Raw genomic sequence first — 16,699 nt, forward strand, 5'->3', positions numbered from 1 at the left:
ATATAACGTTTCATAAGGAGGAGGAATTTTGATTTTTAGTATATTCAAGATGAAAGTCAGCTCAGCAATACTGCTTTTGTTATTGCTGTTTTTGTCCGGATTTTCAACACAGACCTTTGCAAATGGACTGGAAAACAACACAAATGTAATTGATGCTGGAAGAGATCATTTTATGGTGCTTAAAGAAGACGGAAGTTTGTGGGGATGGGGCGGTCAGGATTATGGACAAATAGGTACGCAATCTGTCATTGGTTTTGCAAGTCCAGTTTTGAGTCCAGTGCCGATTCAAAAAACTGACGGGAATCGTCTGTTAAATATCAAGGCAATCGCCACAGGCAGTCAGCATACGGTGGCTCTTGATAATGACGGCAATGTATTGACATGGGGTCGGAATAACAACGGACAATTGGGTGATTCGGCGAGACCATCAATAGATAAAGATCCTAAATATGTCACGTTGCCTAAAAAAATTATTGCAATCGCTGCAGGTGATCAGCACACGCTTGCTGTCGATATAGACGGTGATGTATGGGCGTGGGGAAGAAATCTTTACGGTCAGCTGGGCAGAGAGTCAACAGATCCTGATTTTGCTACGCCTAAACTAGTTCAGGCATCTTCTCAGAATAATCAAAACTTCACACAGATTGTTGCAGTGGCTGCTGGGTTGGAACATTCTGTTGCATTGAAAAGAGACGGTACTGTTTTTTCCTGGGGACGTAATACGTACGGACAGCTCGGTAATGGAGAGACATTAAGTATTAACGAAAAAGCAATCGAAGTACCAGGAATCTCACACATCACAGAAATCGCAGCAGGTGATAACCATACCGTTGCTTTAAAACAAGACCAGACAACTATTTGGGCCTGGGGAACAAATCGTCTTGGGCAACTGGGAGATGGCGGCCGTGAAGACAAACTAGTTCCTGTACAAGTTCAAGGTATAAATGAAGTATCGAAAATTGCGACTGGTGACAATCACACAATCGCTATCAAGAAAGACGGCTCGGTATGGACGTGGGGAAAAAATACTTCCGGTACACAATCCAGCCGGACGACACCAATTCAAATTAAAGGGGTGGATGACGCAGTTGCTGTTGGGGGTGGAGGTTATTCTGACAGTTTCACATTAGCAGTAAAATCAGACGGCACGGTCTGGAAATGGGATCAAGCATCGTCAGATCCGACAACAAAATTACCAATCTTTAAGAAAGTTTCTGGAATAGATGGTGTTATGAAGTTACAAGTATATCCATTCATCCAAGGCGGACAAGTGAAGTTCCGTTATATTGGAAACAACTTGACTGAAGACGTAAAACTAAACGGAAGCTTCAACTATAATGTTGATCTACAAATGGAACGTAAGCCAGGAAATGTTTGGGAGCTGCAAGTCGAACTACAACCTGGCCAATACGAATATGGTTTCCGTGTAAACGGTGAATGGATTGTAGATCCTCTCAATCGCGACAAAACGATTGATGATTTCGGCCGAACTTTCAGCGTACTGAAAGTTGCTCCTTATGCGACTGTTGGACCGATAATAGATAACAAAGAAGTAACCTTCACTTATAGTAGTTACGATTATAACAATCAATTAGAGCTTGAAGCTAAATCTCAATCCGTTTCGGTAATGGGTAACTTCGGCGATAACTACCACTGGATCGAAATTCCAATGATCAAGCAACCGAATAACACATGGAAAGTCTCAAGAACGTTAAAGCCACGAGATTACTTTTATTCATTTGTTGTACGTGATACTGAAAGTGGGGCCGTTGCCGTAAAACGTAATGACCCGCTAAACCCAGGACTGCAAACAGACTCCCTGACGAATATTTCCCGTAACACATTTGTCGTAGCGGAAAATGTATTAACAAAGATTCCGGTCGCATCGATCACACTTAGCAAAGGACCTGAAATGGACTTAATCGTAGGTGAGCAATCCACATTGACCACCAGAATCAGTCCATCAAACGCGACGAATCAAAACGTTAACTGGTATTCCAGCAAACCTACCGTAGCAAGTGTGGAAGGCGGTAAAGTCACAGCGCATTCTGCAGGAGAAACGACCATTGCGGTAACGTCTGTGGATGGTGGGAAGATTGCCAGTGTCACGGTTATCGTGAAACAGCAAGACGGTGCAGTATCGTACCCCCGCATAGGATATAAAACAGAAGATGACCGTAAAAATGTGGAGCCTACAAAAGCCTGGAAGATCAACCTGAATCAAGAGCTAGACATTAAGACATTTAATCCAGACTCGGTCTACGTATTGAATGAATCGGGTGTAAAGATCCCACTTGGTTATCAAGTGTCAAATAATAACCGAACGATGGAAATTCGATTGCAAAATGGTTATCAGTATAAAAAAGGTGCCAATTACTATCTATTTATAGAGGATACGGTAAAGTCATCGAATGGTGCTAAGTTGAAAGAAAAAGTGCAGATGAAGTTTCAGATTAAATTGTAACTGCACAGCAAAAAGGAGTTGCCCCATATGGGTGCAACTCCTTTTTTGTCATCAGTTGATTTTAAATGTTTGAAGTAAAGACTTTTTCAAGAATTCCTTATTCTTCGTATTTCCTTTGAATTGACGGTCGATATGCAAGGTATACTGTTTCCCGCGAGTGTAAGCCTTTTGTGGAACGACATAAATCGTCTTACCGTCACCGCTCATTTGCAAGGTAGTAGCTACTTTTTCATTAGTTGCATCATCTATAACATAGATCAGGCCGGAGTACAAAGCTTCGCGGTCTACTCGAGCATTGAAATTGATGTTCAGAACTTTGTGCGTATCGTAAGAAGGAATATTTTTACTCCAGTCAACTGGCGATGCGGCATCGAGTGCCGTGATCTGGCTGATTTGATTTCCGTTTACAACGACTGCATATAACTCACCTGTTGGCGTTGAAATCTTGTCGTTAGGCGTATATTTCGTCCACTTCAGAATATCAGCAGGTGAAGCTGTAGCTACATATTTATTTTTTAATTGAGCATTAGTTGACTGTGGACTAGTAGTGAATGATATATCTTTACTACTAGTTGTGTAATAAATTGTGCCAGCTGTTTCAAGTCGTGCTAACTGCAGCGTATACGTTGCACTGCCAGTTGCCGTTGGATTAATACGTGGTGCACTCACACTATCAACCAAGGCGTACGTTCCAGGTTCATCCACAAGACCTATAGTTGAAGTGGAAGTAGTTGCACTTGGCACGGCAACTGTGTATCCATCGATCAGTTTAGCCAATACTTTAGTTTCTGACTTTGGTAGCTTCAGCTCAATCGGTTGCATGAAGCGTGATAAGTTACCAAAGCTTACTTCATATGATTCTCCGACAAAAGATTGTTTCAATGTAAAGGTAGAATGTCCGGATTCTATTACGTTACTTGATGGGACATGAGCTTCCACTTTTTTATCTTTTGTTATAAATGTTACACCATGTTCCTTTGCCATATCCATTTCAGTAGGACTGAGTGAAACGGAAGGGGATAGTGGCGTAAGTACTCCATCTTTTTCAAGTGGCATGCTGCCCGCCGAACTGTTCACAGCGTGTTTCACCGTAACTGAGTAGGTTTTCGTAGTTGTTGTGTTGCCTGCTGAATTTACTACACTATACAATTTAGTTTTGCTGTCAGAAAAGTCCGTTACCCTTTGTGGATCCGGTGTAATAGTACCAATACTTGTAATGACAGGCGTTAAGCTCTTTAAATTTGCTGTTTTAGGTACTGTTACACGAATTTCCCCAGCCTTATGGTCAATGACATTAATTGCATCTACTTCTTCAAAGTTGAAAGATGTAATCAATGCGGTCGGTTTTGCATCTTCAAATATGCTGACATTTACCGGCAGGGAAGGCTGGCTTTCGATGCCGTTTACTGTTTGTGTGACGTAGTAGCCAATACCTGCAGGTACTGCGTTGAATGTTGCTATTGCAGTACTACAATCACAGATTATAGTGTGGGTATCTAGGAGTTGATTGTATGAATTATACAGTTTTACAGTTGTAGACAAATTTTTATACGTATCAACGGTAGCTGTTACAATACTTGTTCCTGGTGTGCTGGAAAGTTGATTAATTTTTCTTGGCTCTACTGTAATAGTTCTGTATTTTGGTTGTGCTTCTGCACCACGGATTGCTTTTGCTGTATATTTCATTTTATATTTTCCTGGTTCAGGAAGAACTATTGGTGAGAAAGCAATATCTGTACCTTTTCGTACAATATTTATTGATTGTGAGTCATTTTCTTTCCACGTATTATCATGTGGAGTGCGGACAATTACTTCCTTACCAACTGTATCTTTTTTAACAATATTACCATTAGGTTTGATTAAATGCTTTTCTCCGTTTTCAAGTATTTCTATATCTATATTTTCTTTTACACCATATGATTTATCTATATATACAGGTCCAGTTGGTTTTAAAACATCGCCATTAGGTAAATATAATGTGGAAGTCAAAATTAAAGGCTTATCTTTGGATAATAAATAATCACTTCCTACTGCACCAAGATCGAAGAAAGAATACTTTGTATTGGGTTTAGACATTGTTTTTTTATAGATAGGAAGTTTTTCTTCATGCCAAATTAATTTGATTTCTTCCGGGCCGTTTAGTGCGATGTATGGTTTATCAATATCGGCTATCTCAACTACATTTGATTGACGACTTACTTGAGAGTTTACTTCTTGTATAACAAGGTATCTTCCCGGCTCTATATTTTTAAATACATAAGTAGTCTGTCCTGCGTCCAGTTCAAATTCCTTTAAGAAGTCATCAATGTTTTCAGGGAAGACACCATCGTTATTTGCCTTGTAAAGTTTAAGTGTAGTTTTATTCGTTTGCGTACCAGGGAAAATATTTGAAACTCCAATTTCACCAACAGCAGCAGTACTGCCTATTGCAATAACAGGTTTTGGCCGCACTGTAACAGTTCTCCTTTGTTCAATTGCGGATAGACCAGCTGTATCTTTCGCATTGTAAAAGATTGTATACTTTCCAGGTAGGTTTGTATTGACAGGACTAGGGTCATACGTAACAACCTCTTCCGCAATACCAATATTATCGATAGCGGTAAAGCCTGGATCCGAGAATGTATCCCCAACCTCCAAGTCTAAGTTTGTAGCTCCATCTTTATTAGGATGTAATATAATATCGGGAGATGTTGTGTCTTTGATCTCCACACGGTCTGAAAACTTACTTTTTACACCTTCTACCTCCTGAAATACAAAGTAGCCTTTACCTACAGGGACATCTAGAAATGTATAAGTGTTTTCATTTAAGTTTGTTATTTTCCTAATTAATTTTGCCTTACTTAAATCATTGGTTTCACTAAGATCTTGATATAAATACAAACCTGCATTATTAAATATATTTTTAACCGTTATTGAACCATAAAGTTGTTGTTTAATGGGAAGCGCTTCTTTATTTTCCTTTGTGTTCACCGTTCCAATAATATCTATTTTCTTGGGATATACGGTGATCTCCCTAGTTTCAGTAGAAAACAGTTTTTCATTATTACAATCAGTTGCGGTGTATATCAAAGTGTATATGCCGGGTGTCGGCTGTTGATCAGTGTCAATATAACGATCTTTGTATCTCATAGACACGCTAATTTTTAATTCGTTATCATCTGTACAGCTTAAAGGAACTTTTGAAGTCGTAGATTTCCCGTTTTTATCTATTACTTTATATCCATTTTCTTTATATTTATTTTGTTCATTTTCATTATGGAATATCTCAATTCTATGAGGTCCTTCTAACTCAATAATTGGCTTTTGTTCATTTATAATTTCAACAATATTTGAGAGTTTACTTTCTACTCCATTTTCTTTTTGTATAACACGATAAAAACCGGCTTTTAATTTTGTGAAGTTAGCAGTACTTCCCTTTGATATTATTTGTTGATCTTCATCAAACGTATCATTTGACTGTTCTGCTCGATATAAGACAAGTTCGTTATCATTTTTTGTGCCAGAAACTCGTATCTCACCTAGGTTATTAGTGGAACCTGAGTTTTTCACAGAATCCAGTTTCACAGCAGCAGGATATACAGTTATATTCCCGGATGGAGTACTGTCTGCACCGTCAATGAAGTGAGTTACACTGTACCTGTCATTTGCATCAACTTTATCAAATATTACTATATTTTCAGCATTAGGTTTTTGCGTTTTATAGGGTGTTGGTGAATCAGATTTGTAGAGATTTACTTCACTACCAGGTATCACATTCTGAACAATAATTTTATAAATATCGGTAGTGATATCATTAATTGGTATATGTCTGGGTTTTATTTCTATCCCCGAATAGATTTCGGTGAACTTAGGATCAGAGCCAATTCTTTCAGCTCTTACCTCGTATAATCCAGGGGTAACTTTGATAGAGTAGGTATTTTCTTCTGATAATTCAGCTACTAGATTACCAGTATTTTTTTTATGTAGTGTGATTTTCCAAGCGAAGTTACCATCAACCATATCAACCTTTATATTGTTTTTATCAACTATATTAATGGCGCCAGGAAAACCTTCTGCTACCCCAGGCAACGGTCCAACAGTAGAAAACACTAACAAAAAAGCCATAAATGCAGGGAAAAACTTTTTCATCCTCTTCATTCCTTCCTTATTTAACTTCATAATACTGCGTCTCCATCATACGGTTCGCTTCATTTAATACCGTTATCGTCAATAAATTACCTTTCTCCAGACCGATCTGTCCTTTGGAAAAGGAGTCGGCACCATCCCGTAGTAACTTGATCGAGTTCCCATTATTAATCGAATAGGACACTGCTGCTACTTCCGGTTTCACTTTAACGGAAACTGAAGTTGCTAAAGGGTTCATCGTGGCGGACACATCTGATATGTATGTACCTGTCATCTCAAATTCCTTCGTTACTGGTTTGTTAAGAGTTTTGCCTGAAGCAGCTTTAAAACTAGCTGGAATCGTCAATGTATAGCGTTCGCCAAACAAGTATGGATTTTTCGGTTTTACTATAACTTTATCAAAATCTGCCGATAGAGAAAGAGACAGATTGTTATTTTGAGTTTGTATAGTAATGAGTTCTAGATTAGCTGTTTGATCAGATACTTCTTTCGAAAATGTGATAGTCCATGGCTTTACAGGATCGGTGACCGGCTCGATATCTGCTGCGTAACTGATTTGATTACTAAACAGACTTGTCAGCGGGAAACACAGTAACGCGACGGCAGTAACAATACGTAATCGCATAGTAAATTCTCCTTTTATGTGTGGGTTTATAGTATGTGGATACTACGAAGAGGAAAAAACGCTCTATATATATTATCGGGAAGGAAGTTGGAAAATGAAGATACATAAGAAATTCATTGCTATGCTGTCGCTGTTTCTGGTTATGCTTTCAGTGACGCAGCCTTTAGAGACAAAAGCGGCTGAACATGATACCGCTAAAAGTTGTGGAGTGGAACGGGGTAAGGATATTGTCTTTGTCATTCAGGATACGCCTGCAATGCAAGCACAAGATCCGGAGCAGAACAGGATTACGGAAGCATTGTATGTAGTGGATCAGGGAGTTTCATTGGATCGTTTTGGTGTAGTCGGTTTCAATGAAGCCGTAACGAAGCCATTCCTGTTATCATCCAATAAATATCAGGCAAAAGCCGCACTGAATGAGTTAGCGGTATACTCCGATAAAAATGCAAATAATGCAAGTAGCGGATTGGAAAAAGCGATCCGTGACTTGTCTGATACAAAATCCATAAATGATAAAATTATTATACTGATGACTGTTGGCACGTCCATACACAATGAGAAAAATCTGTCGCTCGCTAATGAAGCGTATGAGAAAGGTATTCAAATTCATACAATCAGTTTCGGCAGTACGCCATCATCTATTATCGATGAAACAACATTAAGGAAAATCTCAACGATTACAGGTGGGAATTTCAATACCGCAGTGAATGCAGCGTATTTAAGAAAAGTTCTTTCCAATTTACAGCAAGAAACTGTTAGCTTTCCGGGGCGTGAAATTCGCAGTGACTGGACGTTGACAAGTGATGTAAATGAACCAAAAGGGTTGCTTGTACATGAAAATGTGAAAATCAATTTGAACGGTTATAACTTAACAGTGGCAAATGATTTAGTCATGCTGAAATGTTCAGAGCTTCGTGCTGTGAATGGTGCTGTGGTCAAAGCGGAGAACTTGGATCAAAAATCAGGTTCGAGTATCCGCTTAAATAATAGCCAGTTGAATATTTCTGGGAACGCAAAACAAGACGGTTCAATTGTAGTGAATGGAAACTATAAAAATTCAGCCTCGCCTGAGCTGGCGCTTGCATCGTATACACAACGGACCCACGGCTATTTAAATTTAAACGGCCAAGAAGCATTCATTACATCACCCATTCTCCAAGAAGGTCATATAGATCTAAATGGTGGAACATTCCATGCGAAAAGTGATTTGGAACAAAAAGGTCGCTTTAACGTGCAGGAAGGCAAACTTCAAGTAGACGGTAATCTGACAATCAATGGAGGACCTTTACTTGACGATGCATTTACGGAGAATAAATCCCTAGATGTAGGCGGCGGGTTAGTGCAAGTAGGGTCTAAAGAATCCATGGAGATGACAAAAAATACAGGTCACGTCAGGCAAGTCGGTGGACAATTATTCGTTAATCATGGAACGGTTAAAATTTATGGAGATTATACAATTGCCGACGGCTGGCTGACGATGATCAAAGGTTCAATGGATACAGATACTCCGCAATATGGTGAAGGCGACGGAGATTATGTTCATGTCCATGGTGATTTTTCAACCGCAAGTAAACGGAACCATGCCACACGGGCATACATACATCTCAGCAAGCCAATGAATGACCAGGGGCATTTGACAGACGGTGTGCTAAAGATAGAAGGTACATTCACTCAAACGGGTGACGGAGAAGGACATCCGATTTATTCAGATAGAATGTTACAGTACGATAAAGACTACAGTCGCTATAATTTCCATGCAGAAGGCAGACATAAAGTAGCGCTAATGAACAAAGGGAAGATCAGTGCGCAGGCGAAAGGATTTACATTTAATTTGTTGGAGTTACATGGCAAGTTGGCGGATTACCCGATGGACTCCTATGTTCGGTGGAATCAGCTGAATGAAGTCGTAAAATCGGCCAATGCCAATTTGATCAGTCTTTCGATTAACGATAAAGCAGTACCGGGCTTCACACCGGCTGTTAAGAATTATTTCAGATTTGAAGTACCGGCAGATGATTACCCGGCAGGCGGAGCTCAAACAGTAAAAGTTGATGCGCACCCACAGGATCGTAATGCAGTCGTTGATATTTTAGACAGAACGCTGTCTTCTGATGGCACAGGAGAAGTGAAAGTACAAGTTACAGCGGTGGACGGTACGAAAAGCGTTTATACAGTGGAAGTGAAGATTGGTCCTGGATCTGGCGGGAAAGTTACTTCTATTAAATTAGATAGACATGAAATTATCTTTACGGAAAAAGATTCGGAGGGATATAATCCGGAGAAAATCTCCATTGGATATACAGTTTATCCGACGAATGCAACGAATCAGCAAGTAAACTGGACATCGACTAATCCGGCTGTTGCAGAAGTGTACCCGGGCGGAATTGTAATACCCCGTGCAAAGGGGGAAACAAGTATTGTTGCAACTACAGCGGATGGGGGATTAATTGACACAGCCACGGTAAAAGTATTAGGACAGAACGATTTACTGCAGGGAATCAAGACGCTTGACGATTTCGTCAGTGATAATGACCGCTATGATAAGATCATGGGCGGACTGTATGATATTAATAATATCGGAATTGTGGTTCCAGGCAATTATATTGATACATTGACATTCACAACATCCGGGAACTTGACTGGCGGGAAGATTGAAGTAGTTAACGATGTAAATCGTGTAGAAGTTCGTATAAACGGGACTGTTTTTACTACTAATAAAATTCCTATTACGCCTGGTACACCCGATCCGGCTTATTATCTATTTAACCGTGCATCCATGAAAGTCACCGACTATGTAGAAGTTATCGCATTTGATGCTGCATCCAATGAACTCGAACGAATTGGAACTACTTATCCGGTAAACTTCACATCAACTTCCGGAGTGTCACCCGGTTATTACTCAATTCAGAGATTGTTAGAAGATCCAGCCTTATTCAACCAAATCCTAGACGAATATTCACCAAAACAACTACGATTCACTGCCAGATGACAAAAGGAGGTAGGGCGTGCGCGGGCATGCCCATACATATTTCATGAAAAAAATTAAGTTTCTACTACTATTCAGTGTTCTACTACTGCTCGTCCCTGTCAACCCAACAGAAGCAGCGACTAAAAAGACAGCAGTCGGTGTATCTTCTGCATTTGTGGAGCGGACTGGCTCTGCCAATTTGACAGTGTTCATCAGTAGTGATGAAAAAATTGCAGGCGGGTCATTTGATATTTTATACAATCCCGACAATATGCGTATTAGTGCAACAGATGTCAAAATGACTGACACGTTAGCTGATTACCTGTCTTCAGGTGGAAGTGATGGTGCTGGTAAGATATCGATGTCATTTGCAAAATCTTCCGGCAGTACAATTGATGGGACTATTATGGAAGTAAAAGCTACTGTCCTGACGCCAGGTTCAGGGAAGATCAACGACTTAAAGCTTGAAAATGTTGAATTATATAATGAACAAGGTACTAAAATCAATGCTCAACTAATCAGTGGACAATTAAGGCCATTTGATGGGAAAGAGTCGACTTATGACGGTACTGTAGCTGTTGATAAATCTTGGGTCATTACATTGAGTAAGGCATATAATCCAGCTACATTAAATGCAAGTGCAGTGAGTGTAAAGCGTAGTAATACTGCATTCCCGGTGGAAGTGGAAGCGATTAGCGATACGCAGTTCAGAGTGAAGCCGATGCAGCCTTACCTGAAATATACTTATACGTTGGAAGTTACAGATCAATTGCGCTCGGTCAATGGTGCAAAATTAAGTCAGCCTGTACGGCTTACGTTTAAGGTGAATTGAGGTGCGCCATATGAAGAATTTACTAAATAAAGTCTTATTGTTTTCGCTAGTGTTAGTAGCGCTAGGGTTGTCAGGGGTTATTGCACAGTCGGCCAATGCCGAAACATTGGAAGTGGGAGAAAGCCGCTCACTTGGTGCAACAGTGGAAGTTCCCATTACTATTCGCGATACTTCTTATTTAACATCAGGGAATTTTGTGATTTCGGCACCATCTACTGTCGGTGTTACATTAAAGAGTTTCCGGCCAGAACCTACTTTTGAAGATCAGAAATTCCGTACAAGATCCACGATTAATAACAATGCACTAGATTTGAACTTTATATCGATGTCTGGGAAAGAAGAACGTTTAATAGGGAACAAGATTACAGTAGGCTATCTAGTATACGAACTCGCACCTTCATTTAAAGCGGGAGCGTCTGCTGAACTTTCACTTACTTCAATGAATATGAAGGGTAGATTAAATCAAGATGTGATTGTAACGCCAATGAACGGAAAAATTGTTCGTAAAATGCCAGTTGGCGACGTAGTGGGAAATAATAAGCCTACAGCCGCCGCAGCTATTCGCATTCTACAACATTTGAATAAACCGATTACAGACCGTGAAGCGTTTTTGTCTGCTGATGTGAATGGAGACGGTGTGCTGACGCAGGAAGATGCGCAAATTATTTTAGATTATATTGCTGGCAAGCGCACGACGTTCCTAGCAATCCAGGCAAAAGAATTGGATAACGCGGTATTGAAGAGTGAATACAGCGAGCAAGTGACAGCTATGAATGGACGCGGACCTTATACATTTAAGCGTGTAGGAACTATTCCCGCAGGTCTGACTCTAAATGAAACAACTGGTGAGATCAGTGGAACACCGACACGTGCCCAAATTTACAACTTTACGATTCAAGTAACCGATGCGCTTGGTGATAGTGAAAAGCGGATGTTTAGTATCAACGTAATCGATTCAAATATCATGTCCGTAGAAAAACCATTGCCAATCAACGTTAAATTGAACGGTACTCCTGAACTGCCGACAAGAGTAAATGTCACATATAAAGATAAAACAACAGGCAAAGAAGCAGTCAGCTGGAAGCCGGTAGATACATCGAAAATCGGTACAGTCATTGCTAAAGGAATGATTGGAGATACTGGATTCACCGTGAGCGTTGAAGTCAACGTCGTATCTGCTAATTACTTAAATAGTATTGCGATTAAATATGTACAGTTCTTAAATCTTCATACAATGGAAGTAGATGTAGCGACAGACGTTTATAAAGTAACGGTTAACAATACGTATAACATGCATTTTGAAGGAGATAAGAAATTCAGCTTAATCAGTTCGAATTTCCCGGCGAATTCAACGGTCACATTCCGTATGTATGATAAATATGGAAATCTTCTTGAAACAAAGCAACATATTTTACAACCTAATTAACTACACATAGCCATCTTCGCTGAATGATAGATAATCAGAGAAGATGGCTTTTTTCTGTGATAGTATAGAAAGAAACGTCCAAGGGAGATCCATCATATGACTCATTCACAAGAAAAACACGTCCTCATATACGGGGACATTTTCGTAGACTACATCGCAACAGATGAAACGAATACCAAATTTTCTACATTCCTCGGTGGAGCAACAGTCAATGTAGCGGCGGGTGTCTCTCGCCTAGGTGCAAAATCTTCATTAATTACCGTAATTGGAGAAGACGAGGACTCGGTATTTGCAGAAAAAGAGCTGCGTCAAGAAGGTGTTGATATAACGTTTGCTGTCCGTTCACCAGAGAAGAAAGTCAATCGTGTCTATGTACATTTGACTCCAGAATGCGATCGAGTATTTGTAAAATACATAGATGACACGCCTGACCTCCAAGTCCGACCGAGTGATTTACAAGAACAAGCTTTCCAAAACGCTTCAATTTTACACATATGCTCCGGTACGATGTTCCAGCCGACAGCTTTGGCAACAACGAAGAGAGCTGTCGAATTAGCAAAAGAACACAATGTATATCTCTCGATCGATCCTAATATTCGTCCGTTACGTTGGGAAAGTGAGGAGAAATGTCGAGATACGATTCTTTCATTTTTAGATCAAACGGATTTGCTTAAACTTACCGAAGAAGAACTCCTGTTTCTTATGCAAGAATCGAATATAGAAAAAGCACTAGAGCTACTGTCCGCCTACAGTATTCCGGTCATCATGCTGACGATGGGCGAGGCGGGAACCCTTGCCGTCATTGAAGGAGCCCAACATCATGTGGCGGTTGAGCCCATCGATCCCGTAGATACCACAGGAGCAGGGGATGCTTTCTTGGCTGGCGTACTTCGCGGTCTTCATCTACATGGCAAACCAGAATCGCTCGAAGAAATGCTTACACATATCGAGTTCGGCAATCGAATGGGGGCGCTATGCGCAATGAAAGTCGGCGCGCTTTCCGCAATGCCGCATGCGGATGAACTGGAGTGATGTAGCGGTTTTGATTTTGCATTCTTGGTCTGTAAGCGCTCTATGTGTTTGCTTAACCGCTCAATCATAGCCGCCGAGTGCTCTATGTGCCCGCTTATTCGCTCAATCATAGCTTCCGAGCGCTCTATGTATCCGCTTATTCGCTCAATCATGGCTGCCAAGCGCTCTATGTCGCATCTCCGCTCAATCATGGCCACCGAGCGCTCTATGTATCCGCTTACCCGCTCAATCACGTCCGCCATGCGCCCTATGCATTCGCAATGCCGCTCAATCACTGCCGCCAAGCGCTCTATAACCCCACCCATCCGCTCTATCACATCCCCTAGGCGCTCCAAAAAGCTATATACAGAAAATAATAAACCTATTAATAAAAGCATCAAACAAAAACCCCAGCCAAATAGAACAAAAAAATGTACACAGTGCGCTGTGTACATTTTTTGTTCTTTCACGAGCCATATCGAATAGTACAAATATCTTCTACATCAATCATCTGGACTTCTGAATCGCCAAATGGTTGAAAGTGGACGGCACGGATTTTTCTATCGAATTGTAAGTAGTATCCGTTATGTTGTACTTCCTTTGAATCTTTCAGTGTAATTTCAACGGGAGCGCCCATTGTCAAATCAGCAAGTATATGAATAATTTTCTTTTCATCATAACATCGTGCTTTTCTTCTTGGAATATACGGCACGTCATAATCATGGTGTGGCCTGAACCTTTTAGATGACATGTTTTTATGCACCTCCTTCTCTCTTTAGCGTATGTAGAAATTGGCTAAAGAACTGTGCCGCTTCATTGGATATATGCAATAAGAATGGATTGGTGTATAAAGATTGAAAGAAAAAATATTGGAAGTCATATATGTGACGACGATAGGGAAAGTTGAACTAGAGTAAATTGAATGATGGTGTGCCTTTTGTATTAGTCCATATGATATAATTAGGAGAGAAAAGCCATTTAAATCCATTAGGGAATGGAGAGGGGGAATCGTATGTACTGTCCGATATGTGGTCATAAAAATACAGAAGCTGCGAATTTTTGTGGAGGTTGCGGCAAGGCAATGCACGGGTCGCGCAATATGAAACCTATTTTCGCAATGATCTTCGTATTATGGATCGGTGGGATTAGCTATGGCTATGCGACAGATTGGAGTTTTCGCTGGCCGACAGAAACGGTAGCATCCGTTAAAACAAAATTGGTTAGTAAAGATGAAGCTGAATTGAAGATTAAAAAGGCGCCTACTGTTATCAATGAAACGAAGAAGCAAATGAAAGATAAAACAGAACTCATTAAAGAATCGTTGCCGAAAGTGTTTACCATTCGTACGGGAGACGGTTCAGGTTCAGGTTTTCTGTATAAGGCTGGTGGCTATATCGTGACGAATGCACATGTAGTGGCAGGCTATACCGACGTGAGGGTGAAGAATTCTGTGGGTGAAGATTTTAACGGTACTGTCATTGGAATTTCTGATCGTTATGATATCGCGCTGATCAAATCAGAAGCGAATAAACATGTGAAACCATTTGTGACTGAGATGAAAGAGACTCCTATCGGTACGGAAGTCATTGCGCTAGGAAGTCCAAAAGGTCTTGAGAACACCGCGTCTATTGGGTATTTGACGGGTTTGAATCGGGACATGGAAATGGATTTCATTTATGAAAAAATCTATCAGATTGATGCACAAATTGATCACGGCAGTAGCGGCGGTCCGTTGCTAGATGCCACCACGGGTAAAGTGATAGGCATTAATTCCTTACTCTACAAAGACAATACCGTATTCGGGTTTTCCATTCCGATGCATAGTATGCGGAAACAGGTTGACGACTGGATTAACGAGCCAATGAGCAATAAAGCGGTGGCTGCGTTATTCAATGTTTATGATGATTACGTGCCGGAGTCGTATCAAGATTCGGAAGATACCTCGTTTGATTATGAAGACTATGGTGGCTATGACGACACAGAAGAAGAATACTTTGATTACGAAGAAGAGCCAGAAGCAGAAGAGTATGGGAATGATACAGAAGTAGCGGATGAAGAGGTAGAGTATTTCATTTATGATTTCAGGTTTCAATATGAAGCGGCTATAGACCATAACGATTATGATTATATTGCATCTTATATTGCACCTGGAAGTTCGGCGGAGAGTGAGCTGCAAGATTTCTTACATGAACTATCCGTGAAAAATGAGTTTTATGAATTTATTGATACGTCTGTCACTGATGTGATCTATACTGATCAATCGATTGAAGTGTATACGTATGAAACATTGAATTTCACGAAGGAAGATGGAACGGTACAGTATTTGGAAAAGAAGAAGTTGTATACAGTGGTGAATGATGAGTTTGACAATTATCAAATTCAACAGATTTCCAATCAATAAAAAGTTGTTGCAGTGTCCGTGATCAGATACTGTAACGGCTTTTTTGTATCATGGGAAGCAGAATATGTGATGAATTCTAAAGCTAGAATGGTAATGGAATATGCTATAATTTCCTAGACTAGGAGGCGATCAATCGTGGAGCATAAAAATTCAGAACGTTTTCTCATTGCATTTAACCGAATCGATAAATCGTTGATGAAGATTACAGATTTGCCGAACCATTTTTCCTTCTCGAAGAAGATTGATAGAGCCAAAACACAACATGCTGTAGTTGCTCATTATGAAGAGGATTTACGGGAGTTCGGCAGTTTACGTAATGCGATTGTGCATAATCGGACGGGGTTTGATTATGCTATAGCAGAGCCCCATGATGAAATTGTAAAACTGATTGAGAGTATAGATGAAAAATTAGCCAACCCGTTAACAGTTAAAGATTTATTTTCCGGCAAAGTACATATTGTGCAAGCAGATGAATCACTCGCTACCGGTCTGCGTTTAGTAAGAAAATGGAAGATCAATCAATTGCCTATTTACAAAAAGGGTCGATTCATCGGATTAATTACCGCAGATGGCATTATGAATTGGCTGGCTGATCAGGAAACGGATTGCATTTCCCGGGAAATACCGACATTATTAGACGTATATAATCACGAGAAAAGACGAAAAACCTATCGTTTCGTCAAAAGCTCCATGTCGGTGTATGAAGCAGAAGGGTTTTTTAGAAAGTCCATTGCTTCAGGGAAACGGCTCGAAGCATTGCTCATCACGGAACAAGGTGGGAAAGACGAGAAACTACTTGGCATCATTACGCCGTTGGATTTACTCAAAATAGATGAATGAAGACTGT

Annotated in this window: 10 protein-coding genes; 7 read left to right on the forward strand and 3 right to left on the reverse strand. The window is 40.3% G+C overall.

The genetic code is table 11. The features are described from left to right. The first annotated feature begins 28 nt into the window (after positions 1-28). Positions 29-2,464, forward strand: a complete 2,436-nt coding sequence (locus tag CSV63_RS13855; protein ID WP_099696350.1) for an RCC1 domain-containing protein — start codon at positions 29-31, stop codon at positions 2,462-2,464. Positions 2,465-2,515: 51 nt separating this feature from the next. Here the strand turns inward: CSV63_RS13855 and CSV63_RS13860 are convergent, their stop codons facing one another. Together CSV63_RS13860 and CSV63_RS13865 are read right to left on the reverse strand one after the other, a co-directional pair. Further along, on the reverse strand, positions 2,516-6,622 hold the full coding sequence (locus CSV63_RS13860; protein WP_099696351.1) for an immunoglobulin-like domain-containing protein: 4,107 nt from the start codon (positions 6,620-6,622) through the stop codon (positions 2,516-2,518). Next, a complete protein-coding gene (locus CSV63_RS13865) occupies positions 6,609-7,214 on the reverse strand; it encodes an Ig-like domain-containing domain (RefSeq protein ID WP_099696352.1) in 606 nt (201 codons plus the stop codon). Before CSV63_RS13865 ends, CSV63_RS13860 begins: the two co-directional genes overlap by 14 nt. A gap of 94 nt (positions 7,215-7,308) precedes the next feature. On the opposite strand from CSV63_RS13865, the gene CSV63_RS13870 reads away from it, so the two are divergent. The 4 genes from CSV63_RS13870 to CSV63_RS13885 all read left to right on the forward strand — a co-directional run bounded on the left by CSV63_RS13870 (position 7,309) and on the right by CSV63_RS13885 (position 13,472). After that, on the forward strand, positions 7,309-10,203 hold the full coding sequence (locus tag CSV63_RS13870; RefSeq protein ID WP_099696353.1) for an Ig-like domain-containing protein: 2,895 nt from the start codon (positions 7,309-7,311) through the stop codon (positions 10,201-10,203). Between the two features lie 16 nt (positions 10,204-10,219). Further along, on the forward strand, positions 10,220-11,014 hold the full coding sequence (locus tag CSV63_RS13875) for a cohesin domain-containing protein (protein WP_099696354.1): 795 nt from the start codon (positions 10,220-10,222) through the stop codon (positions 11,012-11,014). 10 nt (positions 11,015-11,024) lie between these two features. Beyond that, positions 11,025-12,440: a putative Ig domain-containing protein gene (locus CSV63_RS13880; protein ID WP_143565410.1), complete on the forward strand. Its 1,416-nt coding sequence runs from the start codon at positions 11,025-11,027 to the stop codon at positions 12,438-12,440. Between the two features lie 96 nt (positions 12,441-12,536). Next, positions 12,537-13,472 carry a carbohydrate kinase family protein gene (locus CSV63_RS13885; protein ID WP_099696356.1) on the forward strand — a complete coding sequence of 312 codons (936 nt, stop codon included), beginning with the start codon at positions 12,537-12,539 and terminating at the stop codon, positions 13,470-13,472. Between the two features lie 445 nt (positions 13,473-13,917). Here the strand turns inward: CSV63_RS13885 and CSV63_RS13890 are convergent, their stop codons facing one another. Next, on the reverse strand, positions 13,918-14,202 hold the full coding sequence (locus CSV63_RS13890; protein ID WP_099696357.1) for a hypothetical protein: 285 nt from the start codon (positions 14,200-14,202) through the stop codon (positions 13,918-13,920). A 261-nt stretch (positions 14,203-14,463) separates the two neighbouring features. Between CSV63_RS13890 and CSV63_RS13895 the strand changes: the two genes are divergently transcribed. Both CSV63_RS13895 and CSV63_RS13900 read left to right on the forward strand, forming a co-directional pair. Then, positions 14,464-15,852 (forward strand): trypsin-like peptidase domain-containing protein, encoded by a 1,389-nt coding sequence (locus CSV63_RS13895; protein ID WP_233192115.1) that lies wholly within the window; start codon positions 14,464-14,466, stop codon positions 15,850-15,852. Positions 15,853-15,987: 135 nt separating this feature from the next. Beyond that, positions 15,988-16,692 (forward strand): CBS domain-containing protein, encoded by a 705-nt coding sequence (locus tag CSV63_RS13900; RefSeq protein ID WP_099696359.1) that lies wholly within the window; start codon positions 15,988-15,990, stop codon positions 16,690-16,692. Positions 16,693-16,699: the final 7 nt, after the last annotated feature.

The sequence above is a fragment of the Sporosarcina sp. P34 genome (assembly GCF_002743375.1).
Lineage (GTDB): Bacteria > Bacillota > Bacilli > Bacillales_A > Planococcaceae > Sporosarcina.

Excerpts from the sequence above, each read along its gene's own strand:
- CSV63_RS13895 (WP_233192115.1), top strand. The coding sequence starts at position 14,464 with ATGTACTGTCCGATATGTGGTCATAAAAATACAGAAGCTGCGAATTTT.
- CSV63_RS13865 (WP_099696352.1), bottom strand. The coding sequence starts at position 7,214 with ATGCGATTACGTATTGTTACTGCCGTCGCGTTACTGTGTTTCCCGCTG.
- CSV63_RS13860 (WP_099696351.1), bottom strand. The coding sequence starts at position 6,622 with ATGAAGTTAAATAAGGAAGGAATGAAGAGGATGAAAAAGTTTTTCCCT.
- CSV63_RS13870 (WP_099696353.1), top strand. The coding sequence starts at position 7,309 with ATGAAGATACATAAGAAATTCATTGCTATGCTGTCGCTGTTTCTGGTT.
- CSV63_RS13880 (WP_143565410.1), top strand. The coding sequence starts at position 11,025 with ATGAAGAATTTACTAAATAAAGTCTTATTGTTTTCGCTAGTGTTAGTA.
- CSV63_RS13885 (WP_099696356.1), top strand. The coding sequence starts at position 12,537 with ATGACTCATTCACAAGAAAAACACGTCCTCATATACGGGGACATTTTC.
- CSV63_RS13890 (WP_099696357.1), bottom strand. The coding sequence starts at position 14,202 with ATGTCATCTAAAAGGTTCAGGCCACACCATGATTATGACGTGCCGTAT.